The organism is Nocardia sp. NPDC058499 (assembly GCF_042719915.1).
GTDB lineage: Bacteria > Actinomycetota > Actinomycetes > Mycobacteriales > Mycobacteriaceae > Nocardia.
Genome location: NZ_JBHXMZ010000002.1, coordinates 596,319 through 617,405 on the forward strand (window position 1 = coordinate 596,319; position 21,087 = coordinate 617,405).

17 protein-coding genes are annotated in these 21,087 nt (G+C 68.3%); 4 read left to right on the top strand and 13 right to left on the bottom strand.

From position 1 onward, the window contains the following. Positions 1-3: 3 nt before the first annotated feature. Positions 4-4,521: an AMP-binding protein gene (locus ACFWPH_RS07880; protein WP_378748824.1), complete on the bottom strand. Its 4,518-nt coding sequence runs from the start codon at positions 4,519-4,521 to the stop codon at positions 4-6. Positions 4,522-4,733: 212 nt separating this feature from the next. Between ACFWPH_RS07880 and ACFWPH_RS07885 the strand changes: the two genes are divergently transcribed. Both ACFWPH_RS07885 and ACFWPH_RS07890 read left to right on the top strand, forming a co-directional pair. Further along, positions 4,734-4,988 (top strand): hypothetical protein, encoded by a 255-nt coding sequence (locus ACFWPH_RS07885; RefSeq protein WP_378748825.1) that lies wholly within the window; start codon positions 4,734-4,736, stop codon positions 4,986-4,988. Continuing rightward, positions 4,985-5,413, top strand: a complete 429-nt coding sequence (locus ACFWPH_RS07890; RefSeq protein ID WP_378748826.1) for a TA system VapC family ribonuclease toxin — start codon at positions 4,985-4,987, stop codon at positions 5,411-5,413. Before ACFWPH_RS07885 ends, ACFWPH_RS07890 begins: the two co-directional genes overlap by 4 nt. Here ACFWPH_RS07890 and ACFWPH_RS07895 read toward each other — a convergent pair. The 6 genes from ACFWPH_RS07895 to ACFWPH_RS07920 all read right to left on the bottom strand — a co-directional run bounded on the left by ACFWPH_RS07895 (position 5,397) and on the right by ACFWPH_RS07920 (position 13,735). Further along, a complete protein-coding gene (locus tag ACFWPH_RS07895) occupies positions 5,397-6,284 on the bottom strand; it encodes a sirohydrochlorin chelatase (protein ID WP_378749433.1) in 888 nt (295 codons plus the stop codon). The genes ACFWPH_RS07890 and ACFWPH_RS07895 overlap by 17 nt on opposite strands. An 83-nt stretch (positions 6,285-6,367) precedes the next feature. Beyond that, positions 6,368-7,585, bottom strand: coding sequence for a uroporphyrinogen-III synthase (locus tag ACFWPH_RS07900; RefSeq protein ID WP_378748827.1), 1,218 nt, complete (start codon positions 7,583-7,585; stop codon positions 6,368-6,370). Further along, positions 7,582-7,980, bottom strand: a complete 399-nt coding sequence (gene nirD, locus ACFWPH_RS07905) for a nitrite reductase small subunit NirD (RefSeq protein ID WP_378748828.1) — start codon at positions 7,978-7,980, stop codon at positions 7,582-7,584. The genes ACFWPH_RS07900 and nirD overlap by 4 nt, the downstream gene beginning before the upstream one ends. 143 nt (positions 7,981-8,123) lie before the next feature. Next, a complete protein-coding gene (gene nirB, locus ACFWPH_RS07910) occupies positions 8,124-10,652 on the bottom strand; it encodes a nitrite reductase large subunit NirB (protein WP_378748829.1) in 2,529 nt (842 codons plus the stop codon). 24 nt (positions 10,653-10,676) lie between these two features. Next, entirely contained in the window at positions 10,677-12,152 is a 1,476-nt protein-coding gene (locus tag ACFWPH_RS07915; RefSeq protein WP_378749435.1) for a nitrate/nitrite transporter, read from the bottom strand. A 323-nt stretch (positions 12,153-12,475) separates the two neighbouring features. Beyond that, on the bottom strand, positions 12,476-13,735 hold the full coding sequence (locus ACFWPH_RS07920; protein ID WP_378748830.1) for an MFS transporter: 1,260 nt from the start codon (positions 13,733-13,735) through the stop codon (positions 12,476-12,478). Positions 13,736-13,800: 65 nt separating this feature from the next. On the opposite strand from ACFWPH_RS07920, the gene ACFWPH_RS07925 reads away from it, so the two are divergent. Next, positions 13,801-14,469 carry a FadR/GntR family transcriptional regulator gene (locus tag ACFWPH_RS07925; protein WP_280416283.1) on the top strand — a complete coding sequence of 223 codons (669 nt, stop codon included), beginning with the start codon at positions 13,801-13,803 and terminating at the stop codon, positions 14,467-14,469. A gap of 25 nt (positions 14,470-14,494) precedes the next feature. On the opposite strand, the gene ACFWPH_RS07930 is transcribed toward ACFWPH_RS07925, so the two are convergent. The 3 genes from ACFWPH_RS07930 to ACFWPH_RS07940 form a co-directional block, all read right to left on the bottom strand. Beyond that, positions 14,495-15,349, bottom strand: a complete 855-nt coding sequence (locus tag ACFWPH_RS07930) for a TIGR02569 family protein (protein ID WP_378748831.1) — start codon at positions 15,347-15,349, stop codon at positions 14,495-14,497. Between the two features lie 200 nt (positions 15,350-15,549). Beyond that, complete coding sequence (moeZ, locus tag ACFWPH_RS07935; protein WP_378748832.1) at positions 15,550-16,731, bottom strand: adenylyltransferase/sulfurtransferase MoeZ; 1,182 nt, start codon at positions 16,729-16,731, stop codon at positions 15,550-15,552. A gap of 70 nt (positions 16,732-16,801) precedes the next feature. Next, the gene (locus ACFWPH_RS07940; RefSeq protein ID WP_378748833.1) at positions 16,802-17,863 is read right to left on the bottom strand and encodes a DUF3152 domain-containing protein; all 1,062 of its coding nucleotides are present in this window, start codon (positions 17,861-17,863) and stop codon (positions 16,802-16,804) included. A gap of 160 nt (positions 17,864-18,023) precedes the next feature. Here ACFWPH_RS07940 and ACFWPH_RS07945 point away from each other — a divergent pair, with 160 nt between their 5' ends. Continuing rightward, positions 18,024-18,680 (top strand): TetR/AcrR family transcriptional regulator, encoded by a 657-nt coding sequence (locus tag ACFWPH_RS07945; protein ID WP_062972929.1) that lies wholly within the window; start codon positions 18,024-18,026, stop codon positions 18,678-18,680. 60 nt (positions 18,681-18,740) lie between these two features. Here the strand turns inward: ACFWPH_RS07945 and ACFWPH_RS07950 are convergent, their stop codons facing one another. The 3 genes from ACFWPH_RS07950 to ACFWPH_RS07960 form a co-directional block, all read right to left on the bottom strand. Then, positions 18,741-18,968 (bottom strand): DUF3107 domain-containing protein, encoded by a 228-nt coding sequence (locus ACFWPH_RS07950; protein ID WP_378748834.1) that lies wholly within the window; start codon positions 18,966-18,968, stop codon positions 18,741-18,743. Between the two features lie 160 nt (positions 18,969-19,128). Beyond that, a complete protein-coding gene (locus ACFWPH_RS07955; protein WP_378748835.1) occupies positions 19,129-19,830 on the bottom strand; it encodes a ferritin-like fold-containing protein in 702 nt (233 codons plus the stop codon). Between the two features lie 41 nt (positions 19,831-19,871). Beyond that, positions 19,872-20,939 (bottom strand): alpha/beta fold hydrolase, encoded by a 1,068-nt coding sequence (locus tag ACFWPH_RS07960; protein WP_378749437.1) that lies wholly within the window; start codon positions 20,937-20,939, stop codon positions 19,872-19,874. Positions 20,940-21,087 lie beyond the last annotated feature (148 nt).

The following is a 21,087-nucleotide window of genomic DNA, read 5'->3' on the forward strand; positions in this document are numbered from 1 at the left end:
TGTTCATCGGCTACCCGCCCGCGCGGCGCGCCCGGCGGGATACCGGTCCAGGATCGGCGCGATCAACGCGACGGATTCGGGATTCATCAACCGGCCGTGCTCGGTATCGACCGGATACTCGCGCAGCTCCCCGGTGACGAACGGCCGCCACATCTGCACATCGAGCATTTCGGTCATGCCGCGGGTCGCCGAGAAGTACAGCAGGTCACCGTCGAAGACGCCGGGACGGTATCGGGCCGAGATCTCGACTCCCGCAATGTAGGCCCGGTGCAGGCGATCGAGTTGGCCGGCGGTCAGCCCCGCACCCAGCGACGCCCCCGCGGCCGCCAGTGCCGCGGCCGCTTCGGCGGCGGTCGGTTCCGGGGCGTGCGCCACCGTATCGGCATCGGGTTCGTCGCCGAGCAGGTGGGTGAGCAGATCCCGCATCCGCGGCCGCGGCGGTGGTGGGGAATCCGGCGGAAAGACGACACTGTCGAGCATGGCCAGCAACGCGACCTCATGGCCGAGATCGCGTAACCGCACCCCGACGGCATGGGCGAGTTGACCACCGAGCGACCAGCCCAGCAGATGGTAAGGGCCTTCCGGCTGCACCCGCAGGATCTCGCGCAGATAGCGATCGGCGAGGGTATCGGCCGTGGTGACCTCCGGGTCCGGGGAAGTCAGCACCGGCGACTGGACTCCGTAGACCGGGCGGTCGGCGATCCGGTGCGACAGTCCCGCATAACACCACGCCAGCGGTACCGCGGAATGGAAACAGAACAGCGGCGACCGGGAACCGTTGCGTCGCAGTGGAAGCAAGATCTGCAGGCCCTCCGTTTCGTCGCCGCAGTTACCGTCGCCCGTGCTGCTCCCCCGGCGCAGCGCTACCGAATTCGCCGTCCCCCCGCTCCCGCCCGTCCCTTCTTCCGCCACGACACCTGGATGCCGGTACCCCGCGATACGGTCGGCCAGCTCCGCCACCGTCGGCGCGGTGTACAACCAGCGCACAGTCACCGGAACGCCTGTCGCGTCGGCGAGTTCGGCCGAAAGTCCAACACCCAGTAGTGAATTACCGCCCAGAGCGAAGAAATCATCGTCCAGGCCGATGTCCGGACGGCCGACCACACCGCCCACGCGCTGCGCGACCAACCGCTGCACATCCGTCTCCGGGGCGCGATAGGCACGGGAAAGCACCGGTTCCGGCAGCCGATTCCGGTCCAGCTTCCCATTGGGGGTCAACGGGATCCGATCGATCTCGACGACCACCGCCGGCACCAGAGCAGCAGGCAGTACGGTGCGGAGCCGGCTCAGCGTGGCGGCCGAATCGAACCGGTGCCCCGCGGCAACCACCACGTAGGCGGCCAGGCGAGCGGCCGGTCCGGGTTCGCCCGTCACCGTCACCACCGCCTGCGCGATATCCGGACCCGCGGTGAGCGCCGATTCGATCTCGCCCGGTTCGATCCGGCGGCCGTGCAGGCCGAGCTGACGATCGCCCCGGCCGAGGTATTCGAAGCCGCCGGGGTCGGCGCGCACCAGATCCCCGGTGCGATACAGGCGTTGCCCGGTGCCCGCCGGATCGGCCACGAACCGGGCAGCCGTGGTCGCGGGATCGTGCAGATACCCCAGCGCGACACCCGGTCCGCCCAGATACAGTTCGCCCCGCCCGCCCACCGGTACCGGCCGCAGCCGGGTATCCAGTGGCACCGCTCGCACATCCGGCAATGCGGGCCCGATCAGAACCGGGTCGGCCGGGGACAACGGCTCGCTCTGCATCGTCATCACGGTCGTCTCAGTGGGACCGTAGCCGTTGTACAACCGCACCCGCGGCGCCCAGCTGCGGACGAGTTCGCTTCCCGGGGACTCACCACCGGTCACCACAACCCGCAGGCTCGGCAGTCGGGCCGGATCCAGGGTGCCCAGTACCGCGGGAGTACTCAGCAGGTGCGTGACCTCCGCGGTACGGATCAATTCGGTGAGCTGTGCCCCGGCCACCGGAGCCGCGGGGGCGACCACGAGCCGCGCACCCACCGCAAACGCCGCGAGCAACTCCAGCAGGTGCGCGTCGAACGCGGGCGAATGTGCGTGCAGCACAATGGGCTCCGTTTCGACCCGATACCGGTCGACAAGGTAGTCGGTGAGCGGTCCCAACCCACGGTGACCGACGAGCACCCCTTTCGGCGTTCCAGTGGTGCCCGAGGTATGGATCAGATAGGCGGGATGGTCCGGACGCAGCTCCGCCCAGGGTTCCCGATCACCGCTGCCCGCCGCCGAATGCCTCTCCGGCGCGCGACCCTCGCCACTTCGGACGCCTACCCGCTGCGCACCGGTGTCCTCACTGGCCTCCCACGCCTGCACGGAACCAGAGGACCCACTGCACCTACCCGCACCCCGCCCAGGTCGTGCCTCGGCGTGCACGGGTCCTGTTTTCGCGGACGTGCCCCTTCCTCCGTGTGCCGTTCCGGGTTGGCGGCCGTCGGGCGAACCATCCGGTTTCCGCCCTGAACACGGCCCGACGGCGTCGCCGTCGTACCCGGCTCGATGTGCGGCAACCTCCGCCCACGTATCGTCCTGGTTCACCGCACATCGTCTATCCGGCGCCGGCCTGGTATCCGGTTCGCTCGGTACGGCACCGGGAGCGACAGTATCCCGCCGACCCTCGGCCGGTAGGCGCTCCGAGGTATCGGCGTCTTTCGAATCGCGTGCAAGCAGCCGCGACCACGCTGCCCTTGCGGGCGGACCGTCCAACACCAGCCAGCGCACCGATTCACCGCTGTCCGGGCCGGCGGTCACCGCACGGGTCGCATCCGCTGCGGACAAACCCGGCCGCAGCGCCGCCACCGTGAGACCGAACCGGATTTCGGTGGCCATGAGCACCGCCGCGATCCGGTGCGGCGGATCGGCGGGGTCGATCGGTACGAAACAAGAGCCCGCGGTCGCGACCGCCCAGAGTGCGAGCACCGATTCGAGCGACCGCGGGACGACCACCGCGACCGGCGTCCCTGGGCCCGCCCCACAGTCGATCAGTTCCTGCGCCCAGCCGCGGGAGAGATCGTCCAGCCGGCGATACGTCAGGGACCGGGCGCCTTCGCTCACGGCCACCGCATCCGGGCGGCGCATTCCCGTACGCAGGAGCTCGGGCAGGAGCCGCACCTTTGTGGCAGGCGTCGGGGATTCCCACGAAGTCTCTGTTTTTCGTGGAACGAAACCCGGAGCATCCGAATACTTTTCGGATTCCTTCAGCCCCGCCACCGGCTCACCGGGCGCGGCGGCGAGGAAACGGTGCAGGTAGGTGAGGAATCCGCGGTGATACCAGGCGAGTGCCGCAGCCGAATAGCGGGCGGGGTTGCCCTGGAAATCGATACTGATACTGCTCTCGTCCGGACCCAGCTGATATCCGTTGACCAGCAGATCTTCCACCGGCCCCAGCGACAGCAGCTGCGCCTGCCCGGTGAGCGGTCCCAACCGCATCGGTTCGACGAAACCCAGCACATTGACCACCGGCCCGAATCCGCCGCGCTCCACCCGGCCGCGACCGCGGTCGTGCTGGATCTCCTCATATGGGTATCGCTGATGACGCAGCGCCGCAACGATCTTCGTACGTACCCCGGCCGCCGCGGCACCGACGGCTCCACGGGTGATACCGGTGAGCCGCAGGGGTACGACATTCGATACCGACCCGGCCGACCGGCGCAATACGGCCGTGGTGCGTGCCGGAACCGGGAGCGTGATCACGGGGTCGCCGTTCCCGGTCAGCTCGGCGAAGTAGCAGGCGAAAGCGGCGATCAGCAGTTCGCCGAACGAGGCACCGTACCGCTCGCGGACGGCGGCGACCGCACCCGCGGTCGCCGGTTCGACCACCGCAGAAACCCGGTGCGGGCGTGGCCGCGGCGCCGCGGGGTGCCCGGCCAGGCCCACCGGCTCGGCCAGGCCCGACAGCGCGGAAAGCCAGTACTCCTTATCGGCCGCTGCCCGCGCAGACCGCCGATAGGTCTCCTCGGCGGCGAGCAGCCCGGCGGTGTCCAGCGCGCCGGCCTCGCCCGCCTCGGTACCGGTGAGCGCGGCCCGGTACAGCTCACCGGTACGCCGCAACAGCGCGACGGCACCGGCACCGTCGAGAACCAGGTGGTGGCTGCGCAGATACAGCAGATGCCGGTCCGGCGCCACCCGGTACAGCGTCGCGACGGTGAGGTCGTCGGTGCGGGGATCGAGCGGGGCGCAGTGGTCGTCCGCCATCCGGCCGAGCGCCGCGGTGACCGGCTCGGTGTGATCGGCGAGATTACAGACGGAGAACGGGAGATCCGTCTCCGCGAGCACCTGCCGCGGCCGGCCGTCCACTTCCCGCACCCGGACACACGGCGATTCCAGCTCCCGGGCCGCGCGGCGCCCACATTCGCGCATCAGCTCCACCTCGACGGGACCCCGCAGATCCAGGTACATGGCCACGGTGTTCGGAATCTCGGGATACAGCTGCTGCGCCACCCACCACCGCAGTTGAGCGGCCGACAGCGGATGATCCGATCCCGTACTTTCCTGGTGCCTCACCTGGACCGCGCCTCCTGCATTGTCCGGTCGGCCCGGAAATGCGGAACAGCGCGCGACGCCGATCCACGCGCGTCCGGTACCCGGCCGGCCGCTACGACTACCTGCGGAATCACCTGCGGCGAACACTACGCCTGCCCAGCAAGGTAATGCACCGGCTCCGTTCTCCAGCGCAATCTCTCTGCCGAATCAGGATGCAGCGCTAATATGTTTTTATGCGCACAACGATCGACCTACCGCCGGAACTCATGCGCGCCGCCAAGATCGCCGCCACCGAGCGCGGCCTCAGCCTCAAGGACCTCTTCACAAAGGCCCTGGCACATGAGGTAGGCGCAGGTGTCCATCCGCCGAAATCCGGACGTGTCCGGTTTCCATTGGTCGGCGCAGCGGATGCGACGCACAAGGTGGATCTGGGCAACGCGGACCTCGAAGAGGCACTCGGAAACGACGACGCCGCCAAGTACGCATGACAGCGCTCGTCGACGTGGGCGTGTGGCTGGCTGCGGTATGGGGCCGCCATATGCACCATTCCGCAGCCGCGAGGTGGTTCGACAGACACCCGGGCGACCTTGTGATGTGCCGGATTACCCAAACCTCGCTACTACGATTGCTTTCCAATCCCTCGGTCATGCAGGGTGATGTCCTCACCCGCAGCGCAGCATGGCGGGTGATCGATCAACTTCTGGCCGATGAGCGAGTGGCCTGGGCCGATGAACCGGCGGACCTGGAGCCTGTATTCCGGGCTCTGTCTGCACGTGATGAGACGAGCCACAAGCTGTGGACCGACGCTTATCTCGCCGCATTCGCCCAGACCAGCGGTGCGGAGTTGGCAACGCTCGATCGAAAACTAGCGGCACGGTATCCGTCGATCCAGGTTGTCACGATCGCGGGATAGCGGTTCCCGCCGGAGGCGGGGTGGGGCTGCCGGACCGCTCGCGTAGCGCAGCGCGGTAGCGGTCGGCGATCAACCGGACCACGGCGGGGTGTACGCCGATCGGGGCGGCCACCCCCGTCGCGCCGGCCTGGTGCAGACGCTCGTGGAAAAGTCCGTGCGCCAGCAGGTAGGAGGCGACGAACACGCGGTCCTGCCCCTCCTCGCGCAACGTCGCCACGACCTCCGGAACGCGCGGTGCGCCCGTGGCGACATATGCCGTGCGCACCGGTGTGGCGAGTTGTGCGGCGAGCATGGCGGCGGCCCGGTTCACATCCGCGCGAGCTCGCGGATCGGAAGACCCCGCGGCCGCGAACACCACGGCGTCGCCAGGGCACCAGCCGGCCGCGCGCAACCGCACAGCCATGATCCGCGCCAGGGCGGGATCCGGGCCCATTGCGGGCGTCACCGTCACAGCGGGATGGGCGCTGCCGCTCACTTCACGCGGCACATCCTGATAGACGTGATAGCCCGAAGCCAGGAACGCCGGAACCACCACGGCCGGCGCCGGGTTCGCGCTATTCGGAGACTGCGTCACCAGATCGTGCAGCACTTCCGACGGTGAGGGGCCGAGAACATCGACGAAGGCGGTGCGCACCGGCGTGCTCGTCGTGGGCCGGCCGGAGGCCGCGCCGAGTTCCGCGAGGGGGTCGACGGCGCATTCGCACAGGGCGGTTCCGTGCGCAGCGGGAAGCATCGCTGTGCGGTGAGCCCGCGCGGGCCGCCCGGTGCCTGTGCCCGGCCCGGCAGCCGCGTTGTGCGCGCAATGGGTTGCGACCGGCACCGGCCGGTGCCCCAGTTCGCGACCCACCGCCTCGGCCAGCGCGGCGATCATCTCCACACCCTTACCGCTGCGGGTTCCGTGCGCCACCAAGACCAGCGGTGGCGAGGCAACCGGCGCGGGCGAATCCGGCGCGTTCACCCGGGGACCACCGTGCGCACATAGCGGGTGTTCCGTGCCGGTGCCGCGGGCAGCGCGGCGGCAACGTTGTTATCGGTGCATTCGGCCGGGTCCATGGCCAGCCGGTAACCGCGTTTGACCACGGTCTGGATCGCCTTCGGCGTTCCCAGCCCCGCCCGCAGCCGGGCGATGGCGGTTTCCACCGCGTGGGTGTCGTCACCCCCGCCTGGCAGGGCGGCCAGCAGATCCTCACGCGATACGACCCGACCGGGATATCGGGCCAGTGAACGCATCAATGCCATCGGTGCGGGTGCCAGTTGTTTCACCGTGCCATCCACCACCACGCATGCCCCGCGCACGCTGATGGTGTGCCCGGCGGCGTTGATCCGGCCGGCGCGGCGCGGTAGTTCCTCGGCCACATGGCGGGCCAGGGCACCCAGCCGCGCACGGCCCGGCATCGTGGCGGGAACACCCAGTTCTTCCAGTGGCGCCGCGGTGATGGGTCCGACGCAGGCCGCCGGTACCCGGCTGCGCAAGGCATGCAGGACGCCATCGAGCACACCGGTTTCCTTGGCGCGCATCAGCATCGACGCCACCGCGGGCGCGCTGGTGAAGGTCACACAGTCGATGGCCGAGGTCATGATGGCCTCGATGAGGTTGTCCATCGGACCGCGATCGGCGGGCGGCTCCCACCGGTACACCGGCACCGGCACCACATCGGCGCCGGCGCAGCGCAGGACCTCACAGAAATCGGGGATCGGTTCCCATTCGGTGGTCGCGCCGTGCAACTGCACCGCGATCCGCACCCCCTCGACCCCTTCCGCGAGCAGATGGTCCAGCACCTCCGCCGACGATTCGGACGCGGGCGACCATTCCTCCCGGAGTTCGGCCGCCCGGATCGCCCCCTTCGCCTTGGGTCCGCGGGCCAGCATCCGGGTGCCGCCGAAGGTGGTGCGCAACTGTTCGGCCAGCCCCCAGCCCTCCGCCGCCTCCATCCAGCCGCGGAAACCGATCCCGGTGGTGGCGACGGCGATCTGTGGTGGGTCGGCGACGAGTTCGCGGGTCACCCGTTCGAGTTCGGTGTCATCGGCCAGTGGAATGATCCGGATGGCCGGCGCGGACACGATCGTCGCGCCCCGCCGGGTGAGCAGAGTGGCGAATTCCTCGGCGCGCCGGGCCGCGGTGATACCGATGGTGAACCCGGCCAGCGAGCTGCTGGTATCCGGAACCGTCATGCGGGGACGCCGTCCGCGGCCATAACGACGGGTTCGTCGGAAATCGAGACGAGGCCGCCGTCCACACGCACGGCGTAAACCGGCAACGATTCGGTCGCATCGTCCAGGCAACGCCCGTCGAGCAGCGAGAATGCCTGCTTCAGCAGGGGTGACGCGACGACAGGCTCGCCGCCGCGGTCACCGACGATCCCGCGCGACATCACCGCCGCCCGGCCGAAGGGGTCGATATTGCCGACCGCGTACAGCGTGCCCTCGGGCAGCAGGAACAGCGCGGCCTGGACCCCGCCGGGCAGCAGCACCGCTACGCCGCGGCCGGGAATCAGATAGTCGAGTCGGCAGGCCTGCGTCCACCCTGTGGTGGCCGGGGCGACGCCAGGGGTATCGATCACGGTCATGGTGTTCTCCTCCACACGCCTTAACCATTGGTACCGGCGCACTGTTTCCACTCGGTTAAGCCGTCATTTCCCACTCGTAGCGGCTGGTTGCGGCATTGCGGGCAGGCTGTTTCCTTGCGGCCTGCCCGCAACGCCCTACGTGGTTACATTCCACTGCCGCCTCCGGGCATTGCGGGCAGGCCGAGCAGCACCGGGACCTTGCGTTCCCCGCTGTCGTCGAACGAAATCGTCGGATCCGCTTCGGCCGGGGCGTTGACGAAGGATACGAACCGCGAAAGCTTCTGTTCGTCCTCGAGCACCGCGGCCCATTCGTCGCGATACCCGGCCACATGCGATTCCATCGCCGTTTCCAGATCGGCCGCGATACCGAGACTGTCCGCGCAGACCACCTCGCGCACGTAGTCGATACCCAGGTCTTCCTGCCACGGCGCGGTGCGCTGCAACCGGTCCGCGGTGCGGATGTAGAACATCAGGTAGCGGTCGATATAGGAGATCAGGGTCGCGTCGTCCAGATCGCCGGCCAGCAGCACCGCGTGCTTCGGGGTGAGACCGCCGTTGCCGCCGACGTAGAGGTTCCAGCCGTTCTCGGTGGCGATCACACCGACGTCCTTACCCCGGGCCTCGGCGCATTCCCGGGCACAGCCGGAGACGGCGAGCTTCAGTTTGTGCGGTGACCGCAAACCGCGGTAGCGCTTCTCCAGCAGTACCGCCATCCCGACCGAATCCTGCTGGCCGTACCGGCACCAGGTGGACCCGACGCAGCTCTTGACGGTGCGCAGTGATTTACCGTAGGCGTGGCCGGATTCCATCCCGGCGTCCACGAGCCGCTTCCAGATGAGCGGCAACTGTTCGACGCGGGCACCGAAGAGATCGATCCGCTGGCCACCGGTGATCTTGGTGTAGAGACCGAACTCCTTGGCGACCTCACCGATCACGATCAACTGCTCGGGCGTGACCTCCCCGCCCGGCATCCGCGGCACCACCGAATAGGTGCCGTTCTTCTGCATATTGGCCAGGAAATGGTCGTTGGTGTCCTGGAGCGCGGCCTGTTCGCCCTCCAGGATGTGCTCGCTGGAGGTGGAGGCCAGGATCGAGGCGACCGTCGGTTTGCAGATATCGCAGCCGATGCCCTTACCGTGCCGGGCGATCAGCTCGGAGAAGGTGCGGATACCGGTGGCCTGCACGATCTGGAACAGTTCGGCACGCGACTGTCCGAAATGCTCGCACAGCGCCTTGGACATTTCGACGCCGGACTGTTCGAGCACCTTCTTGATCATCGGCACACAGCCGCCGCAGGAGGTACCGGCCTTGGTGCACGATTTGATCGCGGGGATATCGCAGGCACCGTCGGCGATGGCACCGCAGATGGCGCCCTTGCTCACATCGTTGCAGGAGCAGATCTGGGCTTCGTCGGGTAGCGCGTCGGCACCGAGTTCCGCGCCGGCCGGGGAGATCAGCGCGGCGGGTTCGGCCGGTAGCGGCCGCCCGACCAGTGGACGCAGGGCCGCGTACTGGGTGGCGTCGCCCACGAGGATGCCGCCGAGCAGGGTCTGCGCATCGTCGGAGATCACGAGTTTCGCGTAGGTGCCGCCCGCCGCATCGTGCAGCACTACCGACAGCGCGCCTTCGGTCTTACCGTGTGCATCACCGAAGCTGGCCACATCCACGCCCAGCAGTTTGAGCTTGGTGGACATATCGGCGCCGGGGAATTCACCGGCACCCCCGAGCAACCGGTCGACAACGATCTCGGCGGTGGTGTAACCGGGTGCGACCAGGCCGTAGCAGACACCTTCGACCGCGGCGCATTCACCGATGGCGTAGATATTCGGATCGGAGGTGGCCAGGCCCAGGTCGGTGACGATACCGCCGCGCGCGCCCACCTCGAGGCCGGCGTCGCGGGCGATCTGGTCACGCGGGCGGATGCCCGCGGAGAAGACCAGTAGCGCGGCGTCGATCACGGTGTCGTCGGAGAGGCTGATCTTCAACCGCTCGGCCGGGGCCGCCGCCTCGTCGCGTTCGATCCCCTGGGTGCCGACACCGGTGTGCACCCGCAGTCCCAGATCGGTGACCAGTTTCTCCAGGATCGCACCGCCGCCCTCGTCGACCTGCGCGGGCATCAACCGGTCGTTGTACTCGATCACATGTGGGGTCAGGCCGAGCATGCGCAGCGCGTTGGCGGCCTCCAGGCCGAGCAGGCCGCCACCGACAACCACGCCGCGCGCCCCCGGACCCGCTGCCTCGGCCGTGGCCTTGATGCTGTCGAGATCGTCGAGGGTGCGGTAGACGAAGCATTCCGGGTGTTCGTGCCCCGGCACGGGCGGCACGAACGGATAGGAACCGGTGGCCAGGACGAGCGCGTCGTAGTCGAGCACTTCACCGGCGGCGGTGGTCACCTTCCGGGCGTCCTTGTCGATGGCCTCCGCACGCTGTCCGATACGCAGATCCACCAGGTCGTCACCGGCGTACTCGTTACCCGGCAGCGCCAGCGCGGCCGGATCCCAGTTGCCGACGTAGGAGGACAACCCCACCCGGTCGTAGGCGGGCAGCTGTTCCTCACCGAGGACGACGACCTGCCACTGCCCGGCTTCGTCCCGCGAGCGGAGCGCCTCGACGAAGCGGTGCCCGACCATGCCGTGACCGGCGACGACGACTGTTTTGCGCTGTGCGTTCATGGTGTCCTCCGTGGGGATCCGGGATCAGGCCGACGGCCGGGCGGACCGGGTTTCGGTGGTCTGGGTGGACGGGGTGCCGGATTCGGCCCGGCGCACCAGGGCCTCGGCGCCGGCGACGATTTCCCGGCCGGATGCCACAGCGGCGGGGCGGCGCAGGAACACCGCCCAGGTGACGAGGGCGCAGGCGATATAGAACGCCATGAACACCCAGAAGGCGGTGGTCGCCGACTGTGTCGAGGCGTAGGACGAGCGCAGTACCAGGTTGATCCCCACGCCGCCGAGTGCGCCGATGGCGCCGACGAAACCGATGAGCGCCCCGGAGGTGTTCTGCGCCCAGGCGGCGCGTTCGGCGGGAGTTCCGTCGAGGCTGCGCGATTTAGCGTCGAAAACCGACGGGATGATCTTGGTGACCGAGCCGTTCCCGAGGCCGGACAGCACGAACAGCGCCACGAAACCGGCGACCAGCACCGCGAGCACCGGACCGGAGAAACCGTTCGCCGAACCGTCCGCGATCGTCGACGCCACGGCCACCACCACGGCAGCGGCCATCATCGCCACGAAGGTGACCACAGTGACCTTGCTACCGCCGATCCGGTCGGCCAGCTTGCCACCGTAGGGCCGCGCCAGCGAGCCGAGCAGCGGCCCGATGAACGCGATCTGCGCGGCGTGCAGGGTGGCCTGGGCCGCGGTTTCCCCACCGGCGACGAAACTGATCTGCAGAACCTGCCCGAAGGCGAAGCTGTAACCGATGAACGAGCCGAAGGTGCCGATGTAGAGGAACGAAACCGCCCAGGACTGCGGCACTTTCAGCGCGGTGAGCATATAGGACAGATCGGCCTTCTGATTCGGCAGATTGTCCATGAACAATGCCGCGCCGAGCCCGGCCAGCACGACCAGCACCAGGTACGCCGCGCAGATCACCGAGGCGTATTCGTTGCCGAGGGTCGCGATGATCAGCAGCCCGAACAGCTGGATCACCGGAACACCGATATTGCCGCCGCCCGCGTTCATGCCCAGGGCCCAGCCCTTGAGGCGCTGCGGGTAGAAGGCGTTGATATTGGTCATCGACGAGGCGAAGTTGCCCCCACCCAGACCGGCGAACGCCGCGACGATCAGGAAGGTCGTATAGGACGTTCCCGGCTGGTTCACGAAGTACAGCGTGAGCAGGGTCGGGATCAGCAGAGCCACCGCGCTGAACACCGTCCAGTTGCGGCCGCCGAAACGGGCCGTCGCCACCGTGTACGGGATTCGCAGGATCGCGCCGACCAGGGTCGGCACCGCGACCAGGAAGAACTTTCCGGCCGCGTCGATACCGTAGGTCTCGGCCGGCATGAACAGCACCATGACCGACCAGATGGACCAGATGGAGAATCCGATGTGCTCGGCGACAACCGACCAGATCAGGTTGCGCGTGGCGATCTTCTTACCGCCGGCCTCCCAGGCCGCGGTGTCCTCTGCGTCCCAGCGCTCCAGCTTCGGCCGCCGGAACAACGCCTGCACGGCGCCGCGGCGGCTTTCTGTCTGCGTGTTCAAGGGGCCTCCCAACGTGGTTCGACCCCACGTTAGGAAACGGGTATTGCCGTAATGCTGCCCAAAATGACCGCGGAATCAACGGTTTCTCACGTGGTCGGTGCGGCACGGGTGAGAAACCGGCGCTTGTTAACGCGGTGTCACAGAAGGGTTTCCGGGCATCACGAACGGCCCATTTTCACCGAGAAGGGCGGTGAGGACCTGTTCAAAGGATGACCTGCGTCACGTCCCGGCACACCCCGGGAAGGCCACCGGACGAGCGCTCGCGGCGCCCCACCGTCCAGGCGGGACGATCAACTGCCCGCCGGGCCGTCCTCGAGCAGCCGGGGTTTACAGGCCTGCCAGGCACCGATCAGCAGCACCACCACCGAGACCCCGAGCAGCGCGAACGGCGCCGCCCAGCCGCCGGTCACAGTGTGCAGCATCCCGAACACCAACGGTCCGATACAGGCCAGCGCGTAACCGACGCCCTGGGTGAACCCGGACAGCGCCGCCGACCCCGCCGGGGTGCGCGTCCGCAGGTTGATCAGAGTGAGCGCCATCGGGAAGGTGCTGGGGCCGAGGCCGAGGATGACCACCCACAGCACCGGCGCGCTCATCGGCGCGATGAGCAGGCCGGCGAACGCCACCAGGAAACAGACCGCGCAACCGACCGCGACCGGGAAGGGATTGGTCATGCGGGCCGCCACCGTCGGCGCGGTCAACGCCGCGATCAGGCCCATGAGCGCGAACAGGGCGACCATCGAACCGCCGAACGCCGCGTCGGCACCGGCGTCGGACAGGATCGTGGGCAACCAGGTGAATACGGAATACGTGGTCAGCGAGGTCATCCCGAACATGGCCGACATACCCCAGGCCAGTGGCGAACGCCACACCTTCGGGGCGGGGCCCGTCGCGCCGGGTAGTCCGGTCGTATCGGCCACGGCCCGGCCGCGCCGATTCCACAGGACACCGATCCAGGGCAGGGCCGCGGCGAACCCGAGCAGCGCCCACACGCCCAGTGAGATCCGCCAGCCGTGCGCTTCGGCGAGCGGCACCGCCACCAGAGCGGGAATGACGGTACCGATCTGGACCATGGTGATGTAGAGCGCGCTCACCGTGGCCAGGCGATCGGGAAAATAGCGCTTGACCAGCGGCGGGACCACAATATTTCCGATACCCATACCGCCGAGCGCCAGCGCGGAGAACAGCAGCAGGCCCACCGTTTCGGAGACGAGGACGCGGGCGAGCATGCCGATACCGGCGGCGGCCATGGCCGCCAGCACGGTCCACTCCAGCCCGAGCCGGCGCACCAGCAACGGGGTCAGCAGTCCGGTCACCGAGAACATCAGGGTCGGGATCATCCCGAAGACGCCGACGACGGCCGTGGAATAGCCGATATGTTCGCCGATCTCCTCGGCGAGCGGGGTGAAGGCGGTGACCGCGACCCGCAGCGTGAGAGCCGACATGACGATGGCCGCCAGGACCAGCAGGCGCCCTTCGATGAGTGAGCGTCGCCGGCCCGCGGTGGGCGGGCCGGCCGGACGGGAGGTCTCGGGCAACGCTGCAGTCACCGAGAAATCATAGGATGACCATATGACCAGGACAAGGCAGTTGTGACGGGCGGTACTCTGTCAGCGTGCAAAGCGTTCGCCGCACCAGTCTCATCGCCCAGGTCACCGAGCAACTCAAAGAGGATATCCGCTCGGGACGCTGGCCGGTCGGGACGCGGATACCCACCGAACCCGAACTCGCCGAGCTGACCGGAACCGGCCGCAATACCCTACGCGAGGCCGTTCAGGCGCTGGTCCATGCCGGCATGCTGGAACGGCGGCAGGGATCGGGTACCTATGTCATCGCGACCTCCGAGGTCGGCAGCACCCTCGAGAAGTATTTCGCCGAGGCCGCCGAACGCGATGTCCTCGAACTACGCCACGGCCTGGAAGCCACCGCGGCCGCCCTGGCCGCCCACCGCCGCGACGAATCCGATATCGCCAGGATGCAGCGCCTGCTCGAGGAACGAAACCGGCTGTGGCCGGCCGATCGCTCCGCCGCCATCGCCGCCGATGTACAACTGCACCGCGCGATCGTGGCCGCCAGCCACAACGCGGTGTATCTGGAGTTCTACGATTCGCTGCTCGGCCGGATCGAATCCTCCACCCGCTCGCGCACCGACCGGATCGACGGCTGGTACAACGACGAGCACAGCGAACTGGTGCAGGCCATCGCCGACGGCGACGGCGAACGCGCGGCCAAGACCACCCGCTGCTTCCTGGACACTCTGCTCGCCGATTACCCCGAGCGCTGAGCAGGTTCCGGCACGACCCCCTCGGTTACAGCAGGAACCGGACCATATCGGCGGTACGCACCAATCCCGGGAGCGCCTCCGGCGTCGACCGCGGATGCAGCACATGCACCGCCAGCCGGAACATCACCGCCCGCAACAACATCTGCGGCCACTCGGGCAGATCGGCCCACCGTTCGAGCAATCCCTCGTCGGCACCGCCCCACGACAGCGCATCCACCACGATCACGCCCGCCGCCCACGCGGCCGGCCGCCAGTACGGGGTGATATCGGTGAGCGCGGGGGTCTGCGCGCCGGCGAACAGTACGGTGCCGAACAGGTCGCCGTGCACCAACTGGGCCGGAGTGCGAACCGGTTTGCGCAACGTGGACAGCTGGCCGATCAGGTCCAGACTGTGCCGGCCGTCCGGCGAATTCTCGATCACCGCACCGGCCGCGCGCAACGTACGCAACGGCACGGTCTCCCACGCCGCCCGGTCCGCGGCCACGAAAACATCCACATCCAGCCACGGTGTCACCGGCGGCTGAGACAGGAACCGGGGCCGGTCCAGGGTGGCGGTCGCCTTGTGCAGCCGCAGCGATACCGAGACCACCTCGTCGTGCCGCGGCTCCGGGGATCCGGGCATATAGGTATCGCAACGCCACCCCGACACCACGTACCGCCCGTCGGTCGCCCGCACCGGGCGGGCCAGCCGTAACCCGTCCACCCGCAGGTTCTCCCGCGTTTTGGCCGACCACGCGGCCCGGGCGTGATCGGCGACCGGGCTGAGCACCACATCACCGAGGCGCCAGCCGCCCTCCCAATCGCCGAGAGCGACCGGGTTCACTTCACGCAGACCGAATGTGGCCCGCACATGTTCGGGGGGTTCGACTGTGGTGGTCACGCGCCGTACCGTACTCCCGGCGCCCATTACGTCGAGTGCGCCACACCGGGTCGTAGCCGTGCCGCGACACGCCGGTCACAACACCGGAACCCCCGGTCGCGGTGCGGGCGTGGAGATCATCACTACAGCCCGCGCATCGCAACGTCTCGCACCGCATCGCTTGTGCACAGCCGCCGCCGGGGACATCGGGTATCCGGCTGTCAGTACACCGGCAGCGAAGGATCCACCTGGTGTGCCCAGGCGATCACGCCGCCTTGCAGATGGGTCGCGTCGGCGAAACCGGCGCGTTTGAGCGCGGCCAGCGCCTCGGCCGAACGCACGCCGGTCTTGCAGTGCAGCACGATCTTCCGGTTCTGCGGCAGCTCCGATAGCGCCTCACCGGAAAGGATGCGATCCTTCGGGATCAGCGTCGCGCCCTCGATATGCACGATGTCCCACTCCACCGGTTCGCGGACATCGATCAGTTCCACATCGCCGGAGTCGAGCATGTCCTTGAGCTCGCGGGCGGTCACGGTCGACCCGGCCGCCGCGGCCTGGCCTTCCTCCGACACCACACCGCAGAACGCGTCGTAGTCGATCAGTTCGGTGATCGGCTCGCGCGCGGGGTCCCGGCGCAGTTTGATCGTCCGGTAGCTCATATCGAGGGCGTCGTACACCATGAGCCGGCCCAGCAGCGGTTCACCGATACCGGTGATGAGCTTGATCGCCTCGGTCACCATGATCGAACCGATGGATGCGCACAGTACGCCGAGCACACCACCCTCGGCGCAGGACGGCACCATCCCGGGCGGCGGCGCCTCCGGGTAGAGGTCGCGGTAGTTGATCCCGCGGCCGTCGGGTGCGTCCTCCCAGAACACCGATACCTGGCCCTCGAACCGGTAGATCGAACCCCAGACATAGGGCTTACCGGCCAGGACGGCAGCATCGTTGACGAGGTAACGGGTGGCGAAGTTATCGGTGCCGTCGAGGATCAGATCGTATTCGGAGAACAGTTCCACCGCGTTCTCCGGCTCCAGCCGGATCTTGTGCAGCCGCACGTCGATAGTGGAGTTGATCTCCAGAATCGAATCGCGGGCACTGTCGGCCTTGGGCCGGCCGATATCGGATTCCCCGTGGATGACCTGCCGCTGCAGGTTCGAGGCATCCACCTCGTCGAACTCGACGATGCCCATCGTGCCCACCCCGGCGGCGGCCAGATACAGCAGGGCCGGCGAGCCCAAACCGCCCGCACCGATCACGAGCACCTTTGCGTTCTTCAGCCGTTTCTGCCCGTCCATCCCCAGATCGGGAATGATCAGGTGGCGGCTGTACCGGGCGACCTCGTCCTTGGTCAGCTCCGCCGCAGGCGCCACAAGTGGGGGCAGAGACTTCGGTGATGACACGTCTGCGAACTCCTCGTATCGAATAGCCGGGTTCCGGTTACAACGCGGGCCCACCGAGCATTCTTCCCGATCAGCCGCGTGGATAAGGCCACGGGTTGAACCGGCAGGCCTTCCCGTCCATCGGCACCACTCCGGACGGGTCGAGGACGGCTATCTCGTTGTTCGCCGTACCGAAGGTCTGCTGCATCATCACCGGCGCCAGCCCGCCCTCGCTTTCACACGGCTGATGTGCGTGATAGCCGATGGCATGACCCACCTCGTGGTTGACCAGGTACTGCCGGTAGGAACCGATATCCCCGTCGAACGCCGGCGCACCCCGGACCCAGCGTGCCTCCGACAGCACCACCCGCCCCTGGTCGGAGTTGTAGCAGGACGAGTCGATGGGGATCTCGAACCCGCACGCCTCGCGGGTGGTGTTACGGGCGGTGACCGAAACACGGAAGTCCGGGTCGCCGCGGTCGATCCGCCGGAAGGCGAACTTCCGGTCGTGCACCCAGCTCTTCGGGTTGCCCAGGGTCGATTCGACCATCCGGGCCACCGATTCGTCCCCGCCGAACGCCCGGGTATCGATCCCGTTCTCGATTTCGACGGTGTAGCTGAAGGTGTACTGCTCCCCCGCGCCCACCCGTTCGGAGGTCCCCGCCACGACCCGCCAGGTGCCCTTACCGTTCTCGGTGAACGGTCCACCGGCCGGCAGGGCTCCGACGGGCAGATCCTCCGGAAAACGGCCGTCGCCCGGCGGCGCCCCGATAATTCCCGCACTGGCCGGTGGCGTGCCGAGCACGCCCGGCGCCGGATCGGCCGGTTCTGCAGTGATCCCGGGCCCGGACCGGACGGCGTCGACCGCCACGAAAGCGGTGAGGGCCACCAACGCCGGGAGTGCGTAGGCGCGCCAGCCGTAGCGTGCTGCGAAACGGCGCAACCAGGCCCGTTTCCCACCGGCCGGCCCGGATTCGGCAGGCGGCGGGGTCGCGGTGGGATCCCAGCGTGCGACCAGCGGCTGCCGGGATTCGTCCACCCGTTCGACCGCGGTCCCGGCCCCGGTCGTCGCGTCGTCGGCGGCGAGGTCTGGATCGTGGGGGCGGTGCGCGCTGCGCCCGCCGCCGGAAGAGCTGCCCGGTCGGTCGGTCACAGCGTCCACACTCTCACAGGCGGTCCGGACCGTCGGCAACTGCGGTGGCCGGGATACCGGGTTCGCCCACCCGGGTCGGCAACAGCACTGTGAGCGAGTATGGTGCTCAAAAGACCCGGTACACACCCCTTTGCCGGGGAATCGACTGGGAGATCCGAATATGACCGACCTCGTGGACCGGATGACGTCGCGCTCCTCTTCCGGCACCGCCCCCAAACGTGGCACCCGGCTTCCACGTGACGAACGACGCCAGCAGCTCCTGGCCGCAGCCAGCGAGGTCTTCGTACTCCGCGGCTACCACGCCGCCGGAATGGACGAGATCTCCCAGTGCGCGGGAGTCAGCAAGCCGGTGCTCTACCAGCATTTCACCAGCAAACTCGAGCTGTACCTGGCGGTCCTGCAGAACTACGTCGACATGCTGGTATCGAGTGTGCGCCAGGCGCTGCGCTCCACCACCGACAACAAACAGCGGGTCCGGGCGGCCGTCGCCGCCTATTTCGATTTCGTCGACAACGAGATGCAGGGTTTCCGCCTCGTCTTCGAATCCGACCTCACCAACGAGCCGCAGGTACAGCGCCGGGTGGAGCAGGCCACCGAAGCGTGCGTGGATGCGGTGTACGACCTGGTTGCCCACGATTCGGGTCTGGACCCCTACCGCGCGCGCATCCTCGCCGTGGGCCTGGTGGGTGCCAGCCAGTTCACCGCCCGGTACTGGCTGGAAGCCGACCGGCCGATCCCGAAGGACGAGGCCGTCGACACCACGGTCGCGCTGGCGTGGGGCGGCCTCAAACACGTCCCGCTGCATCCGCTGGTCTGAGACAGACGAAGCCCCCGCCCGGATCGGGCGGGGGCTTCGGCGTGCTAGGGGTCGCCGGCCTCAGACCGCGGCGAAACCCACCCGGCCACCGGTAGCCGCACCGATCTCCACATAGGCGATCTTGCCGGCCTGGATCAGGTACTTCCGGCCCTTCTCGTCGGCCAGCGCGAGGACCCCACCCGAGGCGCCCAGCGCTTCGGATACCAGTGCCTCGACCTCGTCCGGGGTCTGTGCGCTGGAGATGACGAGCTCGCGCGGGCTATCCGAAATACCGATCTTGACCTCCACGGCCAACCTCCGAACCTTAGAGTCCTGTGCTGTCCCCGCAAGGTTAGTTGAGCCCGGTCGCACCGTGGCAGATACCCGGGTGCGCCCTCAGCGAACAGGGTCGATCGGCGCGTCCCGGAGCATCGAGCACGCCGTTTCTCACCGGCCGCACCCAGCCGAACTACAGGCCGAGGACCGCCATGCGTTCGGAGTGGGCGGTCTGCATGCGATCGAAAAGGGTGGCGATGCCGTTGAGATCGCCGGTGGCCGCGAGGACCAGTTCGGTCAGCTCGTCACGCTGGGCCATCACGTATTGGGCCTGGGTGATCGCCTCGCCGAGCAGGCGGCGACCCCACAGGGTGAGCCGGTCGCGTTCCGAACGGCTGGCCGCCACTGCCCGGCGGACCTCGTCGATCACGAATTCCGAATGCCCGGTATCGGCCAGTACATCGCGTACCACGGCCGCCACATCGGGACTCAGCGCACCGGCGATCTCCCGGTAGAAGTCCGCGGCGATACCGTCGCCGACGTGGAACTTCACCATCGATTCCAGCCAGGTCGACGGGTCGGTGGAGCGGTGGTAGTCGTCGAGTGCCCGGGTGAACGGCGCCATGGCCGTGTACACCTCGGCACCACGTTCGGTGAGCGCGGTCTCGAGCCGTTCGAAATGCGCGAGTTCGGCCGCCGCCATCCGGGCCACCGCAACCTTGCCGGGCAGGCTCGGCGACAGCGCCGCCTCCTCGGTGAGCCGGTAGAAGGCGGATATCTCACCGTAGGCCAGGACCGCGAACAGATCGGTGACACCGGGATGCCCGGCGGGAATAGGTGAGGCGATCGGCTCGCTCGGCGTAACACCCAGCGCGGCGGGTGACTGTGCTCCCATGGAACTCCAGCGTAGTACCTGCCGGCGCCGGGCGATCGTGGTCACGCCGGTGTTGTGAGGAACTTGTCGAGGTAGGTCCAGGTGGTGTCACGGGCGGTGGCGCCGGTCAGGATCGCCAGATGCCCGCCGGGTGCCGTCTCGTAGCGCACGCTCTCGGCGCCGGTCAGGGTGCGCAATCCACGTTCCACCGCGCGCGCCGGGGTGATCACATCCGAGGGCCCGCCCACCAATAACACCGGCGCGGTGATATCGGCCAGCCGGATCGGCCCGGTACCGAAATTCACTACCCCGCGGCCGATTTCGTTCCGCAGCACCAGCCGGTTCCACAGCTGCTGATACATCCGCCCCGGATAACCCGGCATATCGGCCATGAACCGGTCGACGGCCTCCATCCGGGCCAGCGATTCGGTGCGGGCCAAATTCCCGGCCACGAACCAAGGCCGCTTGACCTCCCGATCCCATGCGGTGATGCGGTAGGCGAGCCGGGTCAGCGGCGCCGGCACACCCCCCATCGCACCCAGCGCCGCACCCACCGCGGCACCGGTGCCCGTACGCCGGGCCAGCGCCGCCAGCTGCGGGGTGCCGGGCATCGCGTTGTAATCCAGCGGCGACCCGATCGCGGTGATGGACCGGATCGGCAACCCGGTATCGGCGGCCGCCGCCAGCAGGGCCATCGTGCCGCCCAGCGACCAGCCGACCAGATCCACCCGCGGATCCTCGCCCGCACCGTCCCGGTCGGCGACCGTGCGCCGGATCGCCTCCGGAATGATGTCGTGCACCCAGTCCTCGAACCCCATCCGCCGGTCGGCGTAGGAGATCTCGCCGTAGTCGATCACATAGGGCGCCCGGCCGGTCTCCAGCAGGAACTCCGCCACACTCTGCCCCGGCCGGAGATCGAAACAACTGGCCGGCGCCGCCAACGGCGGCACCAGCAGAACCGGCGGCCGCGCCCGGCCCCGCCCGGCCACCGGCGCCGGCTCGAAACGCCGCAACTGCCGATGCGGTTCGTCCCACAACACCGTCGCCGGCGTAGGACGCCGCCCCTCCACACCGTCGCCGAACGTCAGCGCCCACGCATTCCGCGCGGCCCGCTCGACGGCCCGCGTCACCTCACCCTCCGGATCGACCGCGCGCACGGCACGATCCGCCAGAGCAATACCTCGATCAGCGATACTCACTGTGCTAGTTTGGCGGGCCCTCCGCGCGCGGGGTTTTGCCCCCCCCTGCCTTTTTTTTTTTTTCTCCTCCCTCCTCCTT

Bases quoted from the DNA above. Each gene is read 5' to 3' on its own strand.
- ACFWPH_RS07890 (WP_378748826.1), top strand. From the start codon at position 4,985: ATGACAGCGCTCGTCGACGTGGGCGTGTGGCTGGCTGCGGTATGGGGC.
- ACFWPH_RS07945 (WP_062972929.1), top strand. From the start codon at position 18,024: ATGACCGACCTCGTGGACCGGATGACGTCGCGCTCCTCTTCCGGCACC.
- nirD (WP_378748828.1), bottom strand. From the start codon at position 7,980: ATGACCGTGATCGATACCCCTGGCGTCGCCCCGGCCACCACAGGGTGG.
- ACFWPH_RS07900 (WP_378748827.1), bottom strand. From the start codon at position 7,585: ATGACGGTTCCGGATACCAGCAGCTCGCTGGCCGGGTTCACCATCGGT.
- ACFWPH_RS07895 (WP_378749433.1), bottom strand. From the start codon at position 6,284: ATGATCGCCGCGCTGGCCGAGGCGGTGGGTCGCGAACTGGGGCACCGG.
- nirB (WP_378748829.1), bottom strand. From the start codon at position 10,652: ATGAACGCACAGCGCAAAACAGTCGTCGTCGCCGGTCACGGCATGGTC.
- ACFWPH_RS07885 (WP_378748825.1), top strand. From the start codon at position 4,734: ATGCGCACAACGATCGACCTACCGCCGGAACTCATGCGCGCCGCCAAG.
- ACFWPH_RS07955 (WP_378748835.1), bottom strand. From the start codon at position 19,830: ATGGGAGCACAGTCACCCGCCGCGCTGGGTGTTACGCCGAGCGAGCCG.